A 22,586-nucleotide genomic window follows, 5' to 3' on the forward strand; every position below is an offset into this window, starting at 1 on the left:
CAGTGCGGCGACAGTTCACGCGGCACGTCGCCACGCAACTGACGAATCTGCCGATACAAGGCGTCGCGGATGCCTTCGAGTTCGAGCATGCCGCGGCCAGCATGGCGGCCATCACCAGGTATTCGGCGGCCAGCTCCAGGCGCACCGACTGCATCAACTCGACATAGCCCATGTACTGGCGGGTAATTTCCGCCACCGGGATGTCGAGGATGTTGATGTTCTGTTTGCGGATCAGGTACAGCAGCAAGTCGAGCGGGCCTTCGAAAGCTTCGAGGAAAACCTCGAGCGCATCGGGCGGGATGTACAGGTCCAGCGGCATTTCCAGCACCGCCTGGCCGTAGACCATGGCGAAGGGCAGCTCTTGCTGGGCGCCGGCCTGACTATCAACGGCGGGTTCTACTGCCGACATCTACGCCTCGGCCATGAACGGCGAAGGGTCGCCGCAACCGACGCGGATCACTTGCGGCTCGCCATCGGCAAGGTTGATCACGGTGGACGCCTTGATCCCGCCAAAACCGCCGTCGATGATCAGGTCGACCTGGTGCTCCAGCAACTGGCGCATTTCATAAGGGTCGCTCATCGGGTCAGTGTCGCCGGGCATGATCAGCGTCACACTCATCAGCGGCTCGCCGAGTTCTTCAAGCAGCGCCAAGGCAATCGGATGGCTTGGCACCCGCAGGCCAATGGTGCGTTTTTTCGGGTGCAACAACAGGCGCGGGACTTCGCGGGTGGCATTGAGGATAAAAGTGTACGGCCCCGGCAAGTGCGCCTTGAGCAGGCGAAAGGTGCCGGTGTCGATCTTGGCGAACAGCCCCAACTGCGACAGGTCGCTGCAAATCAATGCAAAGTTGTGTTTGTCATCCAGCCCGCGCAAGCGGCGCACGCGGTCGACGGCATCCTTGTTACCGATCTGGCAACCAATGGCGTAGGACGAGTCAGTGGGATAAATCACCACTCCGCCTTTGCGAATGATCTCGACAGCCTGTTTGATCAGGCGCGCTTGCGGATTTTCCGGATGAATCTGGAAAAATTGACTCACATTTTCTACCTGTTCAGACGGCGGCAATAATTGGGTCATGTTTGAATCGACACCAAAGTGGCGGCAGATCCTCCGGGAGCGGGCGATATTCACCGATTTCGGACCAGCCTCCAGGGCCATGAAAATCACTGCCGGCGCTGACCAGCAGACCGAACTCACGAGCAAGAATCGCCAGGCTGCCCACTTGTTCCGCAGGCTGATGGCCATTGACCACTTCAATCGCGTGGCCCCCGGCTTGAATATAGTCAGAAATCAGGCGGCGACGCTTGCTGCGAGTGAAATCGTAGTGCCATGGATGCGCCAGACTGACCCAGGCCTTGGCTGCGCGCAGGGTTTCGACGGTGTCTTCCAGGGTGGGCCAGTGTTGCTTGACGTCACCCAGCTTGCCGGCGCCCAGCCATTTGCGGAACGCCTCGGCGCGGTCCTTGACGAAACCTTCACGCACCATCCAGTCAGCAAAATGCGGACGGGCCGGCGCATTGCCGCTGTCACCCAGTTCCTGCTGAATCGCCCGGGCGCCTTCCAGCGCTCCCGGCATTCCCTTCAACGCAAGCTTGCGGCTTATTTCTTCGGACCGTAGCCAACGGCCATCGTGCAGTTTGGCGATGGCTTCGACCAATGGCGCGGCATTCACATCAAATCCGTAGCCCAGCACATGAATGGTCGCGCCGCCCCAAGTGCAGGACAATTCGACACCGTTGACCAGTTGCATGCCCAACGCCGTCGCGGCGTTACGGGCCTCATCGAGGCCTTCCAGGGTGTCGTGATCGGTCAAGGCCAGGACTCGCACGCCTTTCTCGTACGCACGCGCAACCAGAACTGCCGGCGCGAGGGCGCCATCGGAAGCGGTGCTATGGCAGTGCAAATCGACATTCACGGGGAAGTGTTACCTCAAATCAGCTGGCGCTATCGCGCGCCCATATGTTTGTTATTATGCCGCCACATCCTGCTTCTGGCTGCCACTGTGAAACAATTCATCGATTTCATCCCGCTTCTGCTGTTTTTCATCGTCTTCAAGATCGACCCTCGGGTTGTCGACATCGCCGGTCATGAGTTGACTGTAGGCGGTATTTACAGCGCCACCGCGATGTTGATCATCAGCTCCCTGGTGGTGTACGGCGCGCTGTTCATCAAGCAGCGCAAGCTGGAGAAGAGCCAGTGGCTGACCCTCATCGCCTGCCTGGTCTTCGGCAGCCTGACGCTGGCGTTCCACAGCGAAACCTTCCTCAAATGGAAAGCCCCGGTGGTCAACTGGCTGTTCGCCGTGGCGTTCATCGGCAGCCACTTCATCGGTGACCAGTTGCTGATCAAGCGCATCATGGGCCATGCGCTGACCCTGCCGGATCAAGTCTGGACCCGCCTGAACATCGCCTGGATCGCATTCTTCCTGTTTTGCGGTGCCGCCAACCTGTTCGTCGCGTTCACGTTCCAGAACTACTGGGTCGACTTCAAAGTCTTCGGCAGCCTGGGCCTGACCTTGCTGTTCCTGGTCGCCCAGGGCATTTACCTGTCCCGCCATTTGCACGACGCCGATACCACCACGCCAAAAACCGAGGACTGACATGCTTTACGCAATCATTGCCACAGACGTCGCCAACTCCCTGGAAGCCCGCCTGGCCGCACGGCCTGCACACCTTGAGCGCCTGCAAGTGCTCAAAGGCGAAGGTCGTATCGTATTGGCCGGTCCGCACCCGGCGGTCGACAGCAATGATCCGGGCGCCGCGGGTTTCACCGGCAGCCTGATCGTCGCCGAATTCGAATCCCTGAGCGCCGCACAAGCCTGGGCCGACGCCGATCCGTACATCGCCGCAGGGGTCTACGCCAACGTTTCGGTCAAGCCGTTCAAGCAAGTCCTGCCGTAAATTTCTCCCGCATTTCCCCTCTCGCGGTGAACCTTGTCGGTTCATCGTGCTCTCAAGCGCTCATTATTCTTGCTTGCCTGCCGACAACTTGCCCAATAACTCGATTGGAATCAGGAGTCGTGATGCGCAAGGGTCCGTTGTGTCTGATGTTGGTGACGTTGTCGATCGTGGCCCCCGCCCACGGTGAAGAAACCGCAAGCGGTACTTCTACGCCGCTGTCCCTGAGCGCCGGCAGTCAGATCACCGAGTTGCAGCAGCGCTTGAAAGTCAGCGAACAGCAACGAGAAGAACTGAGCAAACAACTGCAAAATACCGATGCCGAACGCGAAAGCGCTCAGTTGGGCCGGTTGCGCCAAGAGAACCAGCGCCTCAAGCTGCAACTCAAGGAAGCCCAGGCCAGCAGTCCGCTGCCACGTTTGTTGACGGATCAGCAGCAATGGTTCGTTATCGGCGGCGGAGTAGCGCTATTGGCCCTGCTCTGCGGTATCTTCGCCAGTGGTGCCACCAGAAAACGTCGGCAATGGCTAAATTGAGTGATTCATGAGCGAGCTGTTACTAATTGATGATGACCAGGAGCTGTGCGAGCTCCTGAGCAGTTGGTTGAGCCAGGAAGGCTTTCAGGTCCGTGCCTGCCACGACGGCCAGAGCGCTCGCCGTGCACTGGCCGAAACCTCTCCGGCCGCCGTGGTGCTGGACGTGATGCTGCCCGATGGCAGCGGTCTGGAACTGCTCAAGCAATTACGCAGCGACCACCCCGACTTGCCCGTACTGATGCTGTCGGCACGGGGCGAGCCGCTGGACCGCATCCTTGGCCTGGAACTCGGCGCCGACGATTACCTGGCCAAACCGTGCGACCCTCGGGAACTGACCGCCCGTCTGCGTGCCGTATTGCGCCGCAGCCACCCGGCGGCCGTCTCCAGCCAACTCGAACTCGGCGATCTGTGTTTCAGCCCGGTCCGGGGAGTGGTCAGCATCGACGAACAGGAATTCACCCTTACCGTTTCCGAAAGCCGTCTGCTCGAGGCGTTGCTCAAGCAACCCGGCGAGCCGCTGGACAAACAGGAACTGGCGCAAATCGCCCTCGGCCGCAAGCTGACCCTGTACGACCGCAGTCTGGACATGCACGTCAGCAACCTGCGCAAAAAAATCGGCCCGCACCCCGACGGCCGCCCACGCATCGTTGCCCTGCGTAGCCGCGGCTATTACTACAGCCTCTGATAACCACACGATTTGCTGTAGCGACCGGTGTGTCAGGAAGGTTGGAAGTCGTCTTTACCCAAGCTTTACGCTCCGCTGACCGCCGCTGACCTTGATCTCCGTAATCTGCACTCATCCGGAACGTACCGGGAACGAGACAAGGAGATTCACCATGCGCAAGACTCTAATCGCTCTGATGTTCGCTACCGCCCTGCCAACCGTTGCCATGGCCATGCCTGAAGGTGCCGGTCCGATGGGTGGTCCGATGGACGGCCCGCGCCACGGCGGTCAGATGTACCAGCACGGTAAAGGCGGCCCGTACAGCCAGCTGGACCTGAGCCGCGAACAGCGCGAGCAGATCCGTAAAATCATGGGCGAGCAGATGCATGATCGCAAACAACTGGTCGACAAGTATTTGGAGAAACTCTCCCCGGCTGACCAGAAAGCCCTGAAAGACGAAATGACTGCCAAACATCAGAAAGCCGAAGCCGATGTGCGCGCAGTGTTGAAACCGGATCAACAGAAGAAATTCGACGAGATCCAGAAGAAACAGGCTGAGCGCCGCGCCGAGTGGGCCGAATTCAAGGCCTGGAAAGCGCAGCAGGCACAAAAAGCGCAATAATGCGCGGACCCCGGACCCGACGGCTAACCCCTTCGGGTCTGGCACCACTCAGTCAAATGTGGGAGCGGGCTTGCTCGCGAACGCGCTGTATCAGGTGAAACATTCGTTACTGATACAGCGTGTTCGCGAGCAAGCCCGCTCCCACATCAGTTGCGTTTGTTGAGGACTTTCTGTGCGCTCATTGTTCTGGCGTATCCTGGCCAGCTTCTGGCTGGCCATCGCTCTGGTTGCAGGGCTGTCCATTTTGCTTGGGCACATGCTCAACCAGGACGCGTGGATCCTGAGTCGCCACCCGGGCCTCAACACCTTGGCCGAAGACTGGACGAAAACCTACGAAGCCCAGGGAGAGGAAGCCGCCCAAGACATCCTCGAACAGCGCAAACGCCAGTATCACATCGACGTTCAAGTGCTCAATGAGAGCGGTGACCCGGTGGTGCGCGGCACCTTCCCGCGTCGCGCGGCCGCCTTCGAGGCTCGCCAGAACGACGATGATCGCCGCCTGCCGTGGCGTCGCCTGACCGCTGAGTACACCAGCGAAAAAACCGGCAACACCTACCTGCTGATCTACCGCATCCCCCACCCGGAACTGGACTCATGGCACCGCGAAAGCCTGCTCTGGCCGTTGAGTGCCCTGGGCATTGCGCTGGTGGTGCTGACCTTGTTCAGTCTGCTGGTCACATTGTCGATTACCCGCCCACTCAGCCGCTTGCGCAGTGCGGTGCATGATTTGGGGCAGACGACGTATCAGCAAAACAGCCTGGTGAAGCTGGCCAACCGCCGCGATGAATTTGGTGTGCTGGCCAACGACTTCAACCGCATGGGTGCGCGCCTGCAAAGTCTGATCGGCAGCCAGCGGCAGTTACTGCGTGACGTGTCCCACGAGTTGCGCTCACCGCTGGCCCGGCTGCGCATTGCACTGGCCCTGGCGGAACGGGCGAATCCCGAAGAACGGGAAAAACTCTGGCCGCGCCTGACCCGTGAGTGTGACCGCCTGGAAGCGCTGATCAGCGAGATTCTGGTACTGGCACGGGTTGATGCCGACAATGCCAGCGCCGAAGAGGTTGACCTGAACGCATTGCTCGGCACGCTGCAAAAGGATGCCCAGCTCAGTTCACCAGAACAGACCGTGCGCCTCGACGCTGAATCACCGCTCAACCTCAAAGGCTGGCCGACCATGATCGAACGGGCCGTGGACAATCTGCTGCGCAACGCCCAGCGGTTTAACCCGGTAGGGCAATCGATTGAAATGCACGCCGTGCGCCAGGGCGAAAAGATTGTGGTGAGCGTGCGTGACCATGGGCCGGGCGTGGAAGCTGAACATCTGCATCAGTTGGGCGAGCCGTTTTATCGGGCGCCGGGGCAAACCACCGCCGGTCATGGCCTGGGATTGGCGATTGCGCGGCGGGCGGCGGAACGCCATGGCGGGAGCCTGGTGCTGGCCAACCATCCGCAGGGCGGGTTTGTGGCCAGTCTGGAATTGCCACTGGTGCCAGGGGCGGTGGTCCAGCCCTGATCCTGTGGGAGCGGGCTTGCTCGCGAAAGCGCTGTGTGAGTTAACGACGATGGCAACTGACATACCGCTTTCGCGAGCAAGCCCGCTCCCACATCAGATCGCAGGCCTCAGGCCTTACCGGGCCAGGCGCTGACGAATTCGGCCAGGTCGACTTTCTCTGCAACACGCGGCTCTTTCTGCGGCGTACCGAGGTAAAGAAACGCAATCACCTGCTCCCCTGCCGCCAAACCCAAACCTTTGGCCACATGCGCCGAATACGCCAGCTCACCGGTGCGCCACACCGCGCCAATGCCTTGCGCGTAAGCCGCCAGTAAAATCCCGTGCGCCGCACACCCCGCCGCCAACAGCTGCTCGGATTTCGGGTATTTGACGTGATCCTGCAAACGCGCGATCACCACAACCACCAACGGTGCACGCAGCGGACCGTTGCGCGCCTTGTCCAGTGCCGCTTCCGACACTTCGCTGTCCTGCAGCTTCGCCGCTTGCGCCAGCAACTCACCCATGTGCTCGCGCGCCGCGCCTTCGACGGTCAGGAAGCGCCACGGCTGCAGATGGCCGTGGTCTGGCGCGCGCATCGCGGCGGCGAACAGCACCTCGCGTTGTTCTGCGGTCGGTGCCGGTTCGAGCAGTCGTGGAACGGAAACACGGTTGAGCAAAGCGTCGAGAGCCTGCATCGGCTACCTCCTGAAAAATGTGTCCGGCCATTCTAGCTGCAAGTGCCATGGCATGCCGGTTTACATGCCCTGCCCCGCAGGTAGAATGGCGCCCTTCCCTTCTTCAGCCCGAGCGGACTTCATGGCGTTGCCGACCTTACGGATCATTGGTTTCATCATCGGCATCTTCCTGATCACCCTGGCCATCGCCATGGTTGTGCCGATGGCCACGCTGATGATTTTTGATCGTGCCAGCGACCTGCCGTCGTTCCTCTGGGCCAGCATGATTACCTTTGTCGCCGGCCTGGCGCTGGTCATTCCAGGACGCCCCGAGCATATCCATCTGCGTCCGCGCGACATGTACCTGCTGACCGTCAGCAGCTGGCTGGTGGTGTGCATCTTCGCGGCGTTGCCGTTTCTGCTGACCCAGCACATGAGCTACACCGACTCGTTCTTCGAAAGCATGTCGGGCATCACCGCCACCGGCTCGACCGTGCTCACCGGTCTCGACACCATGTCCCCCGGCATTTTGATGTGGCGCTCGTTGCTGCACTGGATCGGCGGCATCGGCTTCATCGGCATGGCGGTCGCCATTCTGCCGCTGCTGCGAATCGGCGGCATGCGCCTGTTTCAGACCGAGTCGTCGGACCGCTCCGAAAAGGTCATGCCGCGCTCGCACATGGTGGCGCGCCTGATCGTGGCGGCTTACGTCGGCATCACCATCCTCGGCAGCCTTGCACTCTGGTGGGCCGGGATGAGCCCGTTCGATGCGATAAACCATGCGATGTCAGCCATCTCTACCGGTGGCTTCTCCACCTCCGACCAGTCCCTGGCCAAGTGGACACAACCGGCGGTGCACTGGGTGGCGATCGTCATCATGATTCTCGGCAGCCTGCCGTTCACCCTCTACGTGGCCACCCTGCGCGGCAACCGTCGGGCACTGATCAAGGATCAACAGGTTCAGGGTTTGCTCGGTATGTTGCTGGTGACCTGGCTGGTACTCGGCACTTGGTACTGGTGGACCACCAACCTGCACTGGCTGGATGCCCTGCGACATGTGGCGCTGAACGTGACCTCGGTGGTGACCACTACAGGTTTTGCACTGGGGGACTACAGCCTTTGGGGGAATTTCTCACTGATGCTGTTCTTTTATCTGGGCTTTGTCGGCGGTTGTTCGGGTTCGACCGCCGGCGGGATCAAGATTTTCCGCTTTCAGGTCGCCTACATTTTGCTCAAGGCCAACCTTAACCAGCTGATTCACCCGCGCGCGGTGATCAAGCAGAAGTACAACGGTCACCGTCTCGACGAAGAAATCGTGCGCTCGATCCTGACCTTCTCGTTCTTCTTCGCCATCACCATCTGCGTGATCGCCCTGCTGTTGTCGCTGCTCGGCGTGGACTGGATGACCGCCCTGACCGGCGCGGCCAGCACCGTGTCCGGCGTCGGTCCGGGACTGGGCGAGACCATCGGCCCCGCGGGTAACTTCGCGACGCTGCCTGACGCCGCCAAGTGGATTCTTTCGTTCGGCATGCTGCTGGGCAGGCTGGAGATCATCACGGTGTTTGTGCTGTGCATTCCTGCGTTCTGGCGTCACTGACCGCTTTCGGCGCGTCCATCAACCGCGCCCGGTACTCGCCGGGCGTAGTGTCGAACCAGCGGCGAAAAGCGCGAAAGAAGTTGCTCGGATCGGCGAATCCCAGCAGATAGGCGATTTCCAGCAACGTCATGGTCGGCTGCGCCAGATACTGCTCGGCCAGTTCACGCCGGGTGTCGTCCAGCAAGGTCTGAAAACTGGTGCCTTCTTCCTGCAAGCGACGTTGCAACGTGCGCTGCGACAGGTGCAACGTCTGCGCCACGGTATCGCGCTTGGGTTCGCCCTGGGGCAGCAAACGGCACAGCACCTGCCGCGCCTTGTGCGTGACGCGACTCTCGGAGAACCGCGCCAGGTATTCCCCGGCGAAACGGTCGTGCAACAACGCCATGGCCTCGTTGGCCGTCGGCAGCGGCGCTTCCATGTCGGCGCGTTCGAAGATCAGCGCGTCATAAGGCGCGTTGAACACCAACGGCGCGTGGAAGGCCTGTTTGTAGGGTTCGAGATTGACCGGCTGATCGCCTTGCACCAGTACCTTGCGCGGTTGCAGCGTGCGCCCGGTCAACCAGCCGCACAGCGCCAGCGCGCAGGCCAGCGAAGCTTCGGCACTTTGCCGGGTCGGTGGCAGATGATCGCCGTGTACCGTCAAAATCAGCGCATAACCTTCATCCAGCAGACGAAAACTCAGGTCAGCACTTTCGGCAATAATCCGCTGATAGCGCACCAGCCGCTGAAAGCCTTCGGCCAGGGTCTGGCTGGACATCAAGGCGTAGCCCGCCACATGGAAAGAGGCCGGTCGCACCAGTTTGCCCATGTTCAGGCCGATCGCCGGGTTGCCGGACAGCTCGACCGCGCGCTGCCACAGTCGCGTCATGGAGTCTTGAGGGAAGCGCGCATCCGGATCATCCAGTGACGCGTAGTCGAGCCCTAGCTGCTTGAACAGTACCCGGCAATCCAGGCCGTCCATCTCCAGTGCTTTGACAATTCCCATCGCCCAGCTTGCAGAAGTCGTTCGTTCGCTCATGGCGTTTTGTTTACTGTTCAGTGAGCCGTCTGACGCGGCCAATTTCCGAAGGATACTAAAGTGGCGCCTATTGTCACTGGCTGTTGCCAATGATCACTCTAGACTCAAATAAGCTGCCCGCCGAACAACTTGCCATCAGAACAATAACCACAGAGATCGCAGTCGTGGAAAACATCAAACGTTTCAACAGCTTCGCTGAGTTTTACCCGTATTACCTCAGCGAGCACAGCGACAGCACTTGCCGACGATTGCACTTCATTGGCACCACGCTGGTCATTTTCATCCTGGCACTGACCATCGGCAAAGGCGCCTGGCTGTTGTTATTGGCCCTGCCGCTGGCCGGTTACAGCTTCGCCTGGGTCGGCCATTTCTTTTTCGAGAAGAATCGCCCGGCAACCTTTCAACATCCGCTCTACAGCCTGCTTGGCGATTTCGTCATGTATCGCGACATGATTCTGGGTCGCGTGCCGTTCTAGACACACCTATACAAAGCGGCCCATAAAAAAGAGAGAACAGCCGATGAGTGCCAACGCCCGTTTCACCCACATGAAAGATGGCACGCAGGAGGACTGGGCCATCATCGCCGCCGACTTCAGTGCCTACGCCAAGCAACTGCCGACGCGGATCGTGACGCATCTGAAGTTGCTGGAGGGTGATTTTGGCGGCTTCCCGGTGGACCGACTGACCCACTCGCTGCAAACCGCCAGCCGCGCCTGGCGCGATGGTCGCGACGAAGAATATGTGGTCTGCGCCTTGCTGCATGACATTGGCGACACCCTGGGTTCCTACAACCATCCGGACATTGCGGCGGCGATCCTCAAGCCGTTCGTCAGCGCCGAGAATCTGTGGATCGTGGAGAAGCACGGGATCTTCCAGGGTTATTACTTCTTCCATCACCTGGGGATGGATCGGCATTTGCGCGAGCAATTCAGTGGGCATCCGCAGTATCAGGCGACCATCGAGTTTTGCGCCCGGTACGATGCGGCGGCGTTTGACCCGGCGTATGACACGCTGCCGTTGAGCTTCTTCGAGCCGATGATGGAGCGGGTGTTTGCGCAACCCAAACAGTCGATTTACAAAGCGGCGATGCAAGAGCATGCGCCGGCCTGAATACACCGCGACCCATTGTGGGAGCGGGCTTGCTCGCGAAAGTGGTCTGTCAGTCACATGGATGTTGGATGTGCCGACGCTTTCGCGAGCAAGCCCGCTCCCACAGGAGATTTACCGCGAAACACGAGTCAGCGGTTGTTATGCAGGCTCAGCAACCTCTACCGCCTTCAACTCCGCCTCTCGCGCCTGGGCATCCGCCAATCGATACAACTCGATCGAGCCGTCCCAATGCTCGATCAGCGCCGTGCAGGACTCCACCCAATCCCCGCAGTTGAGGTAATCCACCTCGCCCACCTTGCGAATCTCGGCATGGTGGATGTGCCCGCACACCACCCCGTGCAGTCCGCGCTTGACGCATTCGTGGGCGATGGCTTCTTCGAAGTCGCTGATGAAGCTGACCGCGGTTTTCACTTTGTGTTTGAGGTACGCCGACAACGACCAGTAGCCGTAGCCATAACGGGCACGCCAATGGTTGAGCCAGCGATTGAGGGTCAGGGTGAATTCGTAGGCCGAGTCGCCGAGAAAGGCCAGCCAGCGGTGATAACGGGTGATCACGTCGAACTGATCACCGTGAATCACCAGCAGATGCCGGCCGTCGGCGGTCACGTGCACCGCCTCGTCGACCAACTGGATATTGCCCAGAATCAGCTTCGAATAGCGGCGCAGGAATTCGTCGTGGTTGCCGGTGACGTAGATCACTTCGGTGCCGCGTTTGCTCATGGTCAACAGGCGACGAATCACGTTGGTGTGCGCCTGCGGCCAGTACATGCCGCCGCGCAGTTTCCAGCCGTCGATGATGTCGCCCACCAGATAGATCGTGTCGGCGTGGTAGCCCTTGAGGAATTGCGACAGGTGCTCGGCCTGGCAATCCCGGGTGCCCAAATGCACGTCGGAAATCCATAAGGTCCGCACACGTTGCTTACGGCTGGGTTTGGCGAGCTCGGCGCTGGTCATGGGCAACCCTCTGGGCAAGTTTTGGCAAGCTTGCGCCGGCCCGGTTAATTGCCCATGACAACCGCGAGTCAATCCTGTGACAGCGCCCGGCCGGTGTAGACTGGCCGCTTCTTGACCGGGAGACCTGCGATGAGAGCGATCCTCACGCTGCGCCACTACAGCAAAGACCTGATCGTCCACAGCCACGACCACGCGCAATTGGTGTTCGGGCTTTCGGGCGCGCTGGACTTCGAGGTCGACGGGCGTGGCAGTCAGGTCATTCAGCAGAGTTTTGTGGTGGTGCCGTCCGGTTTTCACCACGCCTGTGGCAGTAACAATGGCAGCCATTGCCTGGTGCTGGATGTGCCCAGTGATCAGTGGGTTACGCAGTCGTTAGGGGAACACGCCGAAGCCAGTCAGCGCTTGCTCGACAACGCCGGCCGCTTGCCGCTGGATGCCGGGCAAAGCCAATTGGTCAGTTGGCTGGCGGGCAGTCAAGTCAGTGATCCATTGATCGCCCAGCAAGGCGCCGTGCTGTTGTTGGCCAGTCTCAACGCGGCCAAACCTGAAGTCGTCGGCGGCCGACGCCTGCCGTATGCGGCGCTGAATGCACACATCGACCAATACGCCGCTTATCCGCTGCAAGTCGCGGACCTGGCACGCATCGCCGGATTGTCCAGCGCCCGGCTGCATGCGCGGTTCATGGCGGAATGCGGGCAGACGCCGATGGATTACATCCGCAGTCGACGGCTGCACATGGCGGTCCGCCTGTTGCGCGACTCGGCGTTGCCCATCGGCGAGATCGCCAGCCGGGTCGGCTACAGTTCGCAAAGCGCCTTCGCGGCGGCGACTTTGCGCGAGTTTGGTGTGTCACCGGGGGCATTGCGTCGCGAGTCTTGAAACAAATGAGGCGAGTCTGGCGACAGACACAACGCGTTTGACGCGGTTCAATGTCCCCCTCTGTTCGTCGTGTTGTTAAGGATTGCAATGACTCCCCGTACCGCCCTTGGCGCCCTGCATGTTGGCGCATTGATGTTTGGCCTGACCGGCGTGTTCGGCAAACTCGCCGCCGCCTCGCCCGCTGTCATCGTGTTTGGCCGCGCGGCATTCGCGGTGCTGGCGCTGGCCTTCTTCGCACGGTTCGCCAGCATCACGCGCTGGCAGCGACTCCAGGCCGTGGACTGGCGGCGCCTGCTGCTGAGCGGTCTGTTGCTGGCCGGGCATTGGGTGAGTTTCTTCATTGCAGTGAAAGTTGCCGGCGTGGCGATTGCGACCCTGGGTTTTGCCAGCTTCCCGGCGTTCACCGTGATCCTCGAAGGGCTGATCTTCCGCGAGCGCATTCGCGCCAACGAAATTCTATTGGTGGTGTTGGTCAGTGTCGGGCTGGTGCTGGTCACGCCGGAATTCGATCTGGCCAGCAGCGCGACGACCGGTTTGCTGTGGGCGGTGGGTTCCGGTTTACTGTTTTCCCTGTTGTCGCTGACAAACCGCGCCAGTTCCGGACGGATCCCTGCAGTGCAAGCCGCGTTGTGCCAAAACGTTGTAGTCGCGTTGTGCCTGCTACCGGTGGCCGCGCCGCAACTGAGCGAAGTCCGTGCCATCGACTGGCTTTGGATCGCCTTGCTTGGCGTGTTCTGTACCGGGGTCGCGCACAGTCTGTTCGTCGCGAGCCTGGCAGTTATCAAGGCGCGCACCGCTGCGGTGGTGTTCGCTCTGGAACCGGTGTATGGCATCACCGTGGCGTGGCTGTTGTTCGATGAAAACCCGACATTGCGCATGCTGATCGGCGGCGCGCTGATCATCGTTGCGATTGTGGTGTCGAGCAGATTGTCGGGGGGTTCCAGCAAGAAGACCGTGGCGGCGGAGGCCGCGTCTCACTGAGCCCGATCGTTGTGGCCGAGGTCACGGTCAGGGTCGATCTGATCGCGAACTCGCTGCTTCAGCACCTTGGCCTCGGGGAAACCACCGTCGGCCTTGCGCTCCCAGATCTGTACTTGATCACAGAAAATGTGAAAGACGCCGCCGGTGCCCGGCACCAGCGACACCTTGCCCAAGTCGTCGCCAAAGGTGCTGAGCAGTTCTTGCGCCAACCAGGCGGCACGCAACAGCCATTGGCATTGCGTGCAGTAGGTGATGATGATTTCCGGTTTGTGGACGGTCATGGCAGACGAAACTCCTGAGCCTGAAGGCGCCGCCATAGTAGAGCCTCAGTTGATTCCAGCCAACAGGGTCCGGGCAGTCTGCTTGAGAGGTTCATCGCCTTCTTTCAGCAGCTCATTGAGCAGTTGGATGGCGCTGTCCAGATCACCGTCGTCGATACAGGTTTGAGCCTGTTCGAGTTTGCCGGCGTTGTTTGATCCCGAGGGTTCCAGACTCAACGGTTCGAGTGCCAATGAGGGACGGACGTCGCTGAATTCGTCGAGAAAGTCGTCATCCAGAGACTGCGCCTCTGCTTCAGCGACCCACTCGAGTTCAGCCTCATCCAGCGTGGGCTCTGCCGGCATCTCGAACACTTCGGGCAAGACGTGCAGGTCCGAGGTGAACTCCGGTTCTGCGACCTTGGGTGGTTCGTTCGCGGGCTTAGCCGTGTCGAACGGGCTGACCAGGTCCCAATTAGCGTCCATCGACAGATCGTCCAGATTCAACTCGAAGTCATCACCCGACACGGCTTCGGATTTCACCGATGCGGGGCTTGCTGTTGTCGCCACAGCCACCACTGCCGCCGCACCCTCCTGCTTCAGGTAGCGTGCGCGAATCTCCTGAAGTTTCTGCGGGTCGAACCCGGCATCACGCAGGCTGCTTTCCTGTGCGTCGTAGGCGGGTACATCGCCTTTTTTGCCGAGGACTTCCAGCAGTTGCACAGCCAGGTCGGTGCGATGGGGCTCCTTGGCCAGCGCGTCTCTCAACAAACCGGCCGCTTCGGAATGACGGCCGTACGCCATATAGATGCCAACGCCTTCCAGCACATCGCCGGACGCGGTTTCCTCGTGATGGACGGGCACAGGTTTCAACAGGGGCGCGGGCGCCGATGGCGGCTCCACTTGATCAAGTACCGGCTGATGGCGCGACGGTAAAACGGGCGAGACCTCGGGCACGGCATGCAACTGCTGCCGCCGACGCCAGAACAACCCCGCCGCGAGCAACGCCACCAGCGCCAGCAAACCGATGATCAACGGCCAGTCAGCGGCACCGGAATCCTCACTGACAACAGGAGCGGGCGCCACAGCGATGGGTGCGACAGGTGCAACCGACGACGGCTGTGTGGCTTCAGCCAATTGGGTTTGCAATTCGTTGATCTGTTTTTTCTGGCCGGCGATCTGTTCATCCTGGCCCTGAACCTTGACGTTCAGCTCATCGATGACTTTTTGCAGTTGCTGGTTTTGCAGCACGCTGGAGGCCAATTGCTCGGCAACCGGATCCCCCTCCGGCGTAGCGACGGGCACGACGGCCGGTGCAGGTTTCTTCGCCGCGGGCGGCGGCGCGGTGGCCGGCTTGACGGCCGGGAACGGCGAATTCTGCAAACTGGCGACCGGTTCATCTTCCGCCGGCGTCACCCCCGGCGAACCCGGTGGATCGATCAGCACCGTGTATTCGCGCAGCAATCGCCCGTTGGGCTGATTGAGCTGCACCACAAAATTGAGGAAAGGTTCGTTGACCGGTTTGCTGGACGTCACCTGGATCAGGCTGCGGTTACCGCGCAGGATCGGTGTGAACTTCAGGTTATTGAGGAAAAACACCCGCTCGACGCCAGCACGGCTGAATTCGTCGGCTGTCGCGAGGCTGACCGAGAGTTCGCCCTCCTCCAGACCACCGACATCCGCCAAGGCAATGTCGGCACGCAACGGCTGATTCAGCGCGGAATGCAGGGTGATGTCCCCCAACCCCAGCGCAGGCGCCAATGCCGAGTAAGTGACCGCGCCACTGACCAGCAGCAACTTGGCGCAACACCGCAATACAACGTGCAGACTCTCGAGCATGAGCATCCCTTAGATAACAGAACCAACCTGTACGCGTTCGCACATCCGGTACGAACACGATATCGCCTAGTAGTTCTTTATAGTCTGCCCAACGGGGTATCTCAAAAGTCCGGTGCGTGGTTATGCCTCAAGATTTTTCCAGGTTCGCCAGGATATGCCCGTGGACACGCATGCAAACCTTCAAATCCGCCTCATCGACGCCTTCGAATAATTCGTGGCGCAGTTGAGTGGCAATGGTTTCAATTTGTTCGATGAGGGGGCGAGCCGGGGCACAGAGGAGGATTTTTTTTGCCCGACGATCTTCGAGAACAGCCTGGCGCTGGACCAGCCCCTGAGCCTCAAGGCTGTCGAGCAGTCGCGCCAGGGTCGGACCTTCGACGCCGACACTTTGTGCCAGCTCGCGTTGGGTGGGCGCGTCGTCGAAGCGCGCCAGGTGCAGCAGCACCAGCCAGCGAGCCTGGGACAACCCCAGGCCAGCGAGACGACGGTCCAGTTCGGCACGCCAGCCACGCGACATCTGGGCCAGTTGCATACCAAAACGGTGTTGATCGGTTAACGGCATAAAACTCTCATGATCAGGCTGAAATTATTAATACTAATTATTAGTCAGCTAAGCATGGCCGCTGCCTTGAGGCAAGGTTTGGTCTGTAGTGAATCGTTACATCAATGCAACAGTTTTGTAGCCAGGGCTTACATTTCGAATTCCGATTGCAATGCCGCACGCACGCAGTACAAGACGCCTTCCGGCACTCGCCCGGCAAACAGCGCGGCAATCTCCGCCACTGCCGGTAATTCGCCCTCACCATCAAGGAAGGCATCCTGAACTTCGCCCATCAACTCTTCCGGCAGGTCCAGCGCCTGTTCCAGCGATAACTGCTGCTTGCCGATAGCCTCGGCGAGCATCGTGTAGACGTTCTTTTCCGAGCACTGCAACTGACCGGCAATTTGCAGCGGCGTCATCCCGGCACGGGCCAGGGTGATCAACTCGTGGCGCACGTCGGCCACCACTTTTGGCGCCTCGACCTGGCCACCGAGCACTTCGAGGAACGCCTCGCCGTAACGCTCCAGCTTGCGTGCGCCGACGCCACTGACCGTGGCCATTTCCGACAGCGAGGTCGGCTGGCTGCGGAGCATTTCCAGCAAGGTCGAATCGGGAAAGATGACATAAGGCGGCACGCCGTGTTCTTCGGCGAGCTTGCGCCGCAGGGCGCGCAAGGCTTCCCACTGTTCGCGCTCTTCGCCACGCACCAGTTGGCTCGCCTGGCTCTTGCTGCTTTTGGCGGTGGTCTGCGCCTTGAGGTCGCGACGCAGTTCCAGGGTCACTTCACCCTTGAGCAGCGGCCGGCAACTGTCGCTCAAGCGCAGGCCGCCGTAACCTTCGAGGTCGATGTCGGCCAGGCCACGGGCCACCAGTTGCCGGAACAGGGAGCGCCAGTCGCTCTCCCCCATCGCCTTGCCCACGCCGTACACCGACAGGTGTTGATGGCCAAAACTGCGGACCTTCTCGTTGTCCTTGCCCAGCAATACGTCCACCAGGTGCCCGACACCGTAGCGCTGACCGGTGCGGTAAATCGCCGAGAGCGCCTGACGGGCGGGCTCGGTAGCGTCCCAGGTCTGCACGCCGTCGACACAATTGTCGCAGTGACCGCAGGGCTCGGGCATGTCTTCGTCGAAGTAAGCCAGCAGCGTCTGGCGACGGCAGCGGGTTTCTTCGCAGAGCGAGAGCATCGCGTCGAGCTTGTGATGTTCCAGACGCTTGTGGCGTTCGTCGCCTTCGGAGTTTTGCAGCATCTGCTTGAGCATCACCACGTCTTGCAGGCCATAAGCCATCCAGGCATCCGCCGGCAGGCCATCACGGCCGCCGCGGCCGGTTTCCTGGTAATAGGCTTCAAGGGATTTCGGCAAATCGAGGTGCGCGACGAAACGCACGTTCGGCTTGTCGATGCCCATGCCGAATGCCACGGTGGCGACCATGATCAGGCCTTCCTCGTTAAGGAAGCGCTTCTGATTGTGCGCCCTGGTTTCGTTAGGCAGGCCGGCATGGTAAGGCAGCGCCGGGAAACCTTGTTCGCTGAGGAATACCGCGACTTCGTCGACTTTTTTGCGCGACAGGCAATACACGATGCCGGCATCGCCGCGTCGTTCGGTCAGAAACGCCAGCAATTGCTTGCGCGGCTGCTCTTTGGGCACGATGCGATAGAAAATATTGGGCCGGTCGAAACTCGACAGAAAGCGTTCAGCGTTCTGCAAATGCAGGCGATCGACGATTTCTTCCCGGGTGCGCTTGTCCGCGGTGGCGGTCAGGGCGATGCGCGGGACGTCGGGGAACAGTTCAGCCAATTGGCCCAATTGAAGGTATTCGCGGCGGAAGTCGTGACCCCATTGCGATACGCAGTGCGCTTCGTCGATGGCGAACAGCGCGATTTCAAGGCTTTGCAGGAAGGCCAGCATGCGCGGCTGGACCAGGCGTTCCGGCGCCAGATAGAGCATTTTGACTTCGCCGCGCTTGATCCGCGCGGCCAGGTCGCGTTGCTGTTCGGCGCTCAGCGTCGAGTTCAATGCGGCAGCGGCGACGCCCAGCTCTTCGAGCGTCGCGACCTGATCATCCATCAATGCAATCAGCGGCGACACCACCACCGCCAGGCCCTGGCGAAGCAGCGCCGGCACCTGGAAACACAGGGACTTGCCGCCACCGGTAGGCATCAGCACCAGAGCGTCGCCGCCGCTGGCCACGCGCTCAATGATTGCACCCTGACGGCCACGGAAACTGTCGTAGCCGAAGATGTCCTTGAGGACGCGTTGAGCCTGTTCGAGCATAAAAACTCCAAAAATCACAAAAACATCCCTGCAAGGCTGGTTCAGAACCACGCATGCTGCACCGACAAATCGTAAGGGCACATTGCATGGCGCTGCACATCTCGGCCGCAACGACAGCAGGGCATCGCAAAACGCGGGAGTATACCCGACGCCTCCCCATCAAAGGGCGCCGCTGAGAAGACGCACGAAATGCAGACACAACACGACACCTGTGGGAGCGGGCTTGTGTGGTGAGGGGGCTTGCCCCCGTTCGACTGCGAAGCAGCCGCAATCCGGTGACCGCTTTCGCGAGCAAGCTCGCTCCCCCAGGATTGGGCCGGGTTGGGCGATATCGGCACCTGCGGAATCTCCCGCAAGGCTGCAAATATCCCACGCGGCTGGCCTGACTGCTCAAGAAGGCCTAGAATTCCCGCATCTGTTTAATTCCCAAGGTAGCCCTTTAATGTCCTTCGCTGAGCAATTAACCCGCCTGCAAGTCTTCCTTGACGCTGATGAACTGCATGACGAGGCGCTGGACTACGTGGCCGCCCACGGTTATCTCACCGCGCTGTCGATCTGTTCCGAAGTGGTTCCGGATCGCGAGTGGATCGACGCCCTCTTCGCCGAAGAGCCGCATTACGCCGACGACACCGAGCGTGAAGCGATCGAATCCACGCTGCTGGCCCTCAAGGCGCACATCGCGCGTCAACTGGCTTCCGATGAAGAGTTCGAGCTGCCATGCGAACTGGACTTGGGCGAAGAGCCGGACGATTCCGATCTGCGCGGCTGGTGCATCGGCTTCATGGAAGGCGTGTTCCTGCGCGAAGCGGCCTGGTTCGAGACCGCCGAAGACGAAGTCAGTGAAATGCTGCTGCCGATCATGGTCGGTTCGGGTCTGTTCGACGAACAGCCTGAGTTCTCCGACATCGCCGCCGACGCCAACCTGATGGATGACATGATCGTGCAGATCCCGGAAGCCCTGACCGCGCTGTACCTGCTGTGCAACGCGCCAGACGAAAAACCGGCGATCCTCAAGCCACGCCACCACTAAGGTTTTGCCTATGGACAACCCCATAGGCAACCGCTCCCTGATCTTGCGTTACGCGCTGCTGGCCATCGGCTGGCTGAGCGTGGCGCTGGGAGTGATCGGGATTTTCCTGCCGGTATTGCCCACCACGCCTTTCCTGCTGCTGGCGGCCGCTTGTTTCGCCCGCAGTTCGCCGCGTTTTTATAACTGGCTGGTCGAACATCCACGACTTGGCCCGTGGATTCGCGCCTACCTCGACGGCAACGGCATTCCGCTCAAGGGCAAGGTCTACGCCATCGGGCTGATGTGGGCGAGCATCTTGTTCTCCTGCTACCTGGTGCCTTTGCCGTGGGCCCGTGGGTTCATGCTGACCAGCGCAGTGCTGGTGACCCTTTACATCCTCAAGCAGAAAACCCTGCGCAATTCCTGAGAACCCCTCGATCCCGGTAGCACTTGCGAACCGACGATTTGTCCCGCCTCCCTGAAAACACCGCCTAGACTCCACGCATCTGCACGTGAGCAGCCAGACATGTCCCGTCGCCGGCGTAGTCCAGGAGGGTCAACGCTCCGACTTCGGTTCGGCGGATGGCTGCTGGCGGGGTTTCTGCTGACCGGGCTCAGCAGTGTCTGGGCCGACTGGGACTTCTCGCAGATTCTGCACATCGCCGAAAAACGCTACGGCCCTCTCGGCCCCGCTCAAGGAAGAATCGAGGCCTGGAGTCAGATGCTCAAAAGCGAAACCAGCCAACCCGAGCGCGAGCAACTGAACGCGGTCAATCGCTTCTTCAATCAACAACTGAGCTTTCAGGACGACGTGCGCATCTGGCATCAGACGGATTACTGGGCCACGCCGGAAGAATCGCTGATCAAGGGCGCCGGCGACTGCGAAGACTACGCCCTGGCGAAATATTTCAGCCTGCGCCAACTCGGCATTCCCAGCGAAAAACTGCGCATCACCTACGTCAAGGCCCTGACCCAGAACCAGGCACACATGGTGCTGACCTTCTACAGCAGCCCCACGGCCGAACCGTTGGTGCTCGACAACCTGATCGACGACATCCGCCCCGCCTCCCAACGCAAAGACCTGCTGCCGGTGTACGCCTTCAATGCCGAAGGCCTGTATTTGCCGGGGGCTAATGGTGGAAAACGCAGCAGCGACTCGAAAAAGCTGTCGCGCTGGCAGGACGTGTTGAAAAAAATGCAAGCCGAAGGATTCGCCGTGGGCGAAGGCTAGCGGCCGTTGCAAGGAGCGTTTTATGTCACTGCGCAAACAATTGTTTCTCGCCATTTGCCTGTTCTTGCTGGTGGCGTTCGGCGGCAGTTTTTTTGTCAGCCTGGAAAGCTCTCGCGAACAGATGCTCGGCCAGTTGCGCTCCCACGCCCAGGACGCCGCCACCGCGCTGGGCCTGTCGCTGACCGCGCAAATCGACGACCCGGCGATGACCGAGTTGATGGTCAGCTCGATTTTCGACAGTGGTTATTTCCGCAGCATTCGGGTCGTCAACATCGCCGATGACAGCGTGTTGGTCGAGCGCAGCGCATCGGCGCAAATCGCAGGCGTGCCTGGCTGGTTCGTGAGCCTGGTCAACCTGCAAACGGAAGGGGGCGACGCGTTGATCATGCGTGGCTGGGAGCAGGTGGCGCGGGTCGAAGTGCTGAGCAATCCACAATTCGCCTTGGCCAAACTTTGGGACAGCACGGTCGGCAGCCTGATCTGGCTGTTGATCTGCGGCTTGCTCAGCGCCGTGTTCGGCGGCTGGCTGTTACGGCGGCAATTGCGCCCACTCGACAAAATGGTCAAACAGGCCGAAGCCATCAGCAAACGCGAGTTTCTGAGCCTGCCGAAATTGCCGCGCACGCCTGAGTTGAGACGCGTGGTCCTGGCCATGAATCAGATGGTCGAAAAGCTCAAGGCACTGTTCGCCGAAGAAGTGACTCGCAGCGAAAAACTGCGCGCCGAATCCTATCAGGACAGCCTCACCGGTTTGGCCAACCGGCGCTTGCTGGATGAGCAACTGGCCGACCATTTATTGATCAGTGAACAGAGCAGCGACGGCCATTTGCTGATGCTGCGGATCAACGACTTGATCGGCCTCAACCAGCGCCTGGGTGGCCAGCGTACCGACGCATTGATCAGCACCGTCGGCGAACTGCTCAAGCGCCTGACGCAACAGCCGCAGCGGCGTACCTGGCTGGCGGCGCGCAATCGCGGCGGCGAATTCAGCCTGCTGACGCCGGGCCTGGACAGCAGCGACGCCGCCCGCCTCGCCGGGGAAATCAGCGCCACCCTGGAAAATCTGCGCCTGACGGGCGCCAGCGATTGCATGCCGGTGGCGCATCTCGGCATCGTCGCGTATCAACCCGGCGAACCGCCCGGCGATGTATTGCTGCGACTCGATCAAGCCCTCACCCAGGCGCAGCAGCATCCCGAACGGCCGTGGAAACACCTGGCTTATTCCGACACGCTGACAAACCACTCCCAGCATGACTGGCGCAGCTGGATCGACGACGCCCTGACCCACGGCAAACTGCAGTTGTATTTCCAACCGGTCGTGAAATGCGCCGACACCAGCCAGGTGCTGCACCATAAAGTCTTGGCGCGACTGCTGGACCCGCAGGGCGAAGCCATCGCCGCCGGGCATTTCCTGCCGTGGATCGAGCGTCTTGGCTGGTCCGCACGTTTCGACTTGGCCATGCTCGAGGCGACCCTCGATTACCTCGTCGTCAACCGCTGGCCGCTGGCGTTGAGCGTGTCGGGCAGCACCCTGCGCAACCCGGCAACGCTGCAACAGTTGCTCGACTTACTCAACTCATTGCCCGAACTGGCGCCGCTGCTGACCCTGGAAATCGACGAACGCCAACTGCCACCGCCGCAAGAATTGCAAAGCATGAGCCATGCCGTGCTCAACACCGGTTACCGCATCGGCCTACAGCATTTCGGCGGCAGTTTCAGTCAGATTGGCAACCTGACGCAGTTGGGCCTGGCGTACCTGAAGATTGACGGGGCATACATCCGTAGCATTGATAAACAGACCGACAAGCGACTGTTCATCGATGCGATTTTCCGGGCAACCAACAGCATTGATTTACCGTTGATTGCGGAAATGGTCGAGACCAAAGGGGAACTGGAGGTCATTCGAGAGTTGGGACTGTTTGGGGTCATGGGTCGTTTGATCGGCCCGCCGGAGCCGATGTAAGGAGCGCGACCATTCGTCTTAAACCTGTCGCTACCTGTCAGATCT

Annotated in this window: 25 protein-coding genes; 15 read left to right on the forward strand and 10 right to left on the reverse strand. The window is 60.5% G+C overall.

The window, feature by feature from the left end; genetic code table 11:
* The 3 genes from ACQKP4_RS21115 to ACQKP4_RS21125 all read right to left on the reverse strand — a co-directional run.
* Positions 1 to 319, reverse strand: a 319-nt coding sequence (locus ACQKP4_RS21115) for a segregation and condensation protein A (protein WP_427635578.1), incomplete at its 3' end; no start/stop codon positions are given.
* A 90-nt stretch (positions 320 to 409) separates the two neighbouring features.
* Positions 410 to 1,039 (reverse strand): L-threonylcarbamoyladenylate synthase, encoded by a 630-nt coding sequence (locus tag ACQKP4_RS21120; protein WP_427635555.1) that lies wholly within the window; start codon positions 1,037 to 1,039, stop codon positions 410 to 412.
* Positions 1,040 to 1,052: 13 nt separating this feature from the next.
* Entirely contained in the window at positions 1,053 to 1,916 is an 864-nt protein-coding gene (locus ACQKP4_RS21125) for a PHP domain-containing protein (protein WP_427635556.1), read from the reverse strand.
* 87 nt (positions 1,917 to 2,003) lie between these two features.
* Between ACQKP4_RS21125 and ACQKP4_RS21130 the strand changes: the two genes are divergently transcribed.
* From ACQKP4_RS21130 to ACQKP4_RS21155, 6 genes are all read left to right on the forward strand, one after another.
* Entirely contained in the window at positions 2,004 to 2,600 is a 597-nt protein-coding gene (locus ACQKP4_RS21130; protein ID WP_427635557.1) for a septation protein A, read from the forward strand.
* Between the two features lies 1 nt (position 2,601).
* Positions 2,602 to 2,901, forward strand: a complete 300-nt coding sequence (locus ACQKP4_RS21135; protein ID WP_077047520.1) for a YciI family protein — start codon at positions 2,602 to 2,604, stop codon at positions 2,899 to 2,901.
* A 122-nt stretch (positions 2,902 to 3,023) separates the two neighbouring features.
* A complete protein-coding gene (locus ACQKP4_RS21140; RefSeq protein WP_427635558.1) occupies positions 3,024 to 3,434 on the forward strand; it encodes a translation initiation factor 2 in 411 nt (136 codons plus the stop codon).
* Between the two features lie 7 nt (positions 3,435 to 3,441).
* Positions 3,442 to 4,119, forward strand: coding sequence for a response regulator transcription factor (locus ACQKP4_RS21145; RefSeq protein WP_027922300.1), 678 nt, complete (start codon positions 3,442 to 3,444; stop codon positions 4,117 to 4,119).
* 151 nt (positions 4,120 to 4,270) lie between these two features.
* A complete protein-coding gene (locus tag ACQKP4_RS21150) occupies positions 4,271 to 4,720 on the forward strand; it encodes a Spy/CpxP family protein refolding chaperone (protein WP_427635559.1) in 450 nt (149 codons plus the stop codon).
* Positions 4,721 to 4,892: 172 nt separating this feature from the next.
* Positions 4,893 to 6,233 (forward strand): sensor histidine kinase, encoded by a 1,341-nt coding sequence (locus ACQKP4_RS21155; protein ID WP_427635560.1) that lies wholly within the window; start codon positions 4,893 to 4,895, stop codon positions 6,231 to 6,233.
* Positions 6,234 to 6,340: 107 nt separating this feature from the next.
* On the opposite strand, the gene ACQKP4_RS21160 is transcribed toward ACQKP4_RS21155, so the two are convergent.
* Complete coding sequence (locus tag ACQKP4_RS21160) at positions 6,341 to 6,907, reverse strand: NAD(P)H nitroreductase (RefSeq protein ID WP_427635561.1); 567 nt, start codon at positions 6,905 to 6,907, stop codon at positions 6,341 to 6,343.
* Positions 6,908 to 7,028: 121 nt separating this feature from the next.
* Here ACQKP4_RS21160 and ACQKP4_RS21165 point away from each other — a divergent pair, with 121 nt between their 5' ends.
* Positions 7,029 to 8,483, forward strand: coding sequence for a TrkH family potassium uptake protein (locus ACQKP4_RS21165; protein ID WP_427635562.1), 1,455 nt, complete (start codon positions 7,029 to 7,031; stop codon positions 8,481 to 8,483).
* Here ACQKP4_RS21165 and ACQKP4_RS21170 read toward each other — a convergent pair.
* Positions 8,440 to 9,501, reverse strand: coding sequence for an AraC family transcriptional regulator (locus ACQKP4_RS21170; RefSeq protein ID WP_427635563.1), 1,062 nt, complete (start codon positions 9,499 to 9,501; stop codon positions 8,440 to 8,442). The two genes, ACQKP4_RS21165 and ACQKP4_RS21170, sit on opposite strands and share 44 nt — an antisense overlap.
* 164 nt (positions 9,502 to 9,665) lie before the next feature.
* On the opposite strand from ACQKP4_RS21170, the gene ACQKP4_RS21175 reads away from it, so the two are divergent.
* Both ACQKP4_RS21175 and ACQKP4_RS21180 read left to right on the forward strand, forming a co-directional pair.
* Positions 9,666 to 9,977 carry an Mpo1-like protein gene (locus tag ACQKP4_RS21175; protein WP_427635564.1) on the forward strand — a complete coding sequence of 104 codons (312 nt, stop codon included), beginning with the start codon at positions 9,666 to 9,668 and terminating at the stop codon, positions 9,975 to 9,977.
* 43 nt (positions 9,978 to 10,020) lie between these two features.
* Positions 10,021 to 10,611: an HD domain-containing protein gene (locus tag ACQKP4_RS21180; protein WP_427635565.1), complete on the forward strand. Its 591-nt coding sequence runs from the start codon at positions 10,021 to 10,023 to the stop codon at positions 10,609 to 10,611.
* Between the two features lie 138 nt (positions 10,612 to 10,749).
* Here the strand turns inward: ACQKP4_RS21180 and ACQKP4_RS21185 are convergent, their stop codons facing one another.
* Complete coding sequence (locus ACQKP4_RS21185; RefSeq protein ID WP_427635566.1) at positions 10,750 to 11,565, reverse strand: UDP-2,3-diacylglucosamine diphosphatase; 816 nt, start codon at positions 11,563 to 11,565, stop codon at positions 10,750 to 10,752.
* Between the two features lie 129 nt (positions 11,566 to 11,694).
* Here ACQKP4_RS21185 and ACQKP4_RS21190 point away from each other — a divergent pair, with 129 nt between their 5' ends.
* Positions 11,695 to 12,444 carry an AraC family transcriptional regulator gene (locus tag ACQKP4_RS21190; protein WP_427635567.1) on the forward strand — a complete coding sequence of 250 codons (750 nt, stop codon included), beginning with the start codon at positions 11,695 to 11,697 and terminating at the stop codon, positions 12,442 to 12,444.
* A gap of 87 nt (positions 12,445 to 12,531) precedes the next feature.
* A complete protein-coding gene (locus ACQKP4_RS21195; protein WP_427635568.1) occupies positions 12,532 to 13,425 on the forward strand; it encodes a DMT family transporter in 894 nt (297 codons plus the stop codon).
* Here ACQKP4_RS21195 and ACQKP4_RS21200 read toward each other — a convergent pair.
* The 4 genes from ACQKP4_RS21200 to recQ all read right to left on the reverse strand — a co-directional run bounded on the left by ACQKP4_RS21200 (position 13,419) and on the right by recQ (position 18,338).
* Positions 13,419 to 13,706: a SelT/SelW/SelH family protein gene (locus tag ACQKP4_RS21200; protein WP_427635569.1), complete on the reverse strand. Its 288-nt coding sequence runs from the start codon at positions 13,704 to 13,706 to the stop codon at positions 13,419 to 13,421. The genes ACQKP4_RS21195 and ACQKP4_RS21200 overlap by 7 nt on opposite strands.
* Before the next feature lie 45 nt (positions 13,707 to 13,751).
* Positions 13,752 to 15,521, reverse strand: a complete 1,770-nt coding sequence (locus ACQKP4_RS21205; RefSeq protein WP_427635570.1) for a FimV/HubP family polar landmark protein — start codon at positions 15,519 to 15,521, stop codon at positions 13,752 to 13,754.
* A 127-nt stretch (positions 15,522 to 15,648) separates the two neighbouring features.
* Positions 15,649 to 16,083 (reverse strand): MarR family transcriptional regulator, encoded by a 435-nt coding sequence (locus ACQKP4_RS21210; protein WP_427635571.1) that lies wholly within the window; start codon positions 16,081 to 16,083, stop codon positions 15,649 to 15,651.
* Between the two features lie 128 nt (positions 16,084 to 16,211).
* Positions 16,212 to 18,338, reverse strand: a complete 2,127-nt coding sequence (gene recQ, locus ACQKP4_RS21215; protein ID WP_427635572.1) for a DNA helicase RecQ — start codon at positions 18,336 to 18,338, stop codon at positions 16,212 to 16,214.
* Between the two features lie 442 nt (positions 18,339 to 18,780).
* Here recQ and ACQKP4_RS21220 point away from each other — a divergent pair, with 442 nt between their 5' ends.
* From ACQKP4_RS21220 to lapD, 4 genes are all read left to right on the forward strand, one after another.
* Positions 18,781 to 19,368 (forward strand): UPF0149 family protein, encoded by a 588-nt coding sequence (locus tag ACQKP4_RS21220; RefSeq protein WP_427635573.1) that lies wholly within the window; start codon positions 18,781 to 18,783, stop codon positions 19,366 to 19,368.
* A 10-nt stretch (positions 19,369 to 19,378) separates the two neighbouring features.
* The gene (locus ACQKP4_RS21225) at positions 19,379 to 19,774 is read left to right on the forward strand and encodes a YbaN family protein (RefSeq protein WP_427635574.1); all 396 of its coding nucleotides are present in this window, start codon (positions 19,379 to 19,381) and stop codon (positions 19,772 to 19,774) included.
* A gap of 99 nt (positions 19,775 to 19,873) precedes the next feature.
* A complete protein-coding gene (lapG, locus tag ACQKP4_RS21230; protein WP_427635575.1) occupies positions 19,874 to 20,578 on the forward strand; it encodes a cysteine protease LapG in 705 nt (234 codons plus the stop codon).
* 22 nt (positions 20,579 to 20,600) lie between these two features.
* Positions 20,601 to 22,541 carry a cyclic di-GMP receptor LapD gene (gene lapD, locus ACQKP4_RS21235; RefSeq protein WP_427635576.1) on the forward strand — a complete coding sequence of 647 codons (1,941 nt, stop codon included), beginning with the start codon at positions 20,601 to 20,603 and terminating at the stop codon, positions 22,539 to 22,541.
* The last annotated feature ends 45 nt before the right edge of the window (positions 22,542 to 22,586 follow it).

Source organism: Pseudomonas sp. NPDC086278 (assembly GCF_050280905.1).
Lineage (GTDB): Bacteria > Pseudomonadota > Gammaproteobacteria > Pseudomonadales > Pseudomonadaceae > Aquipseudomonas.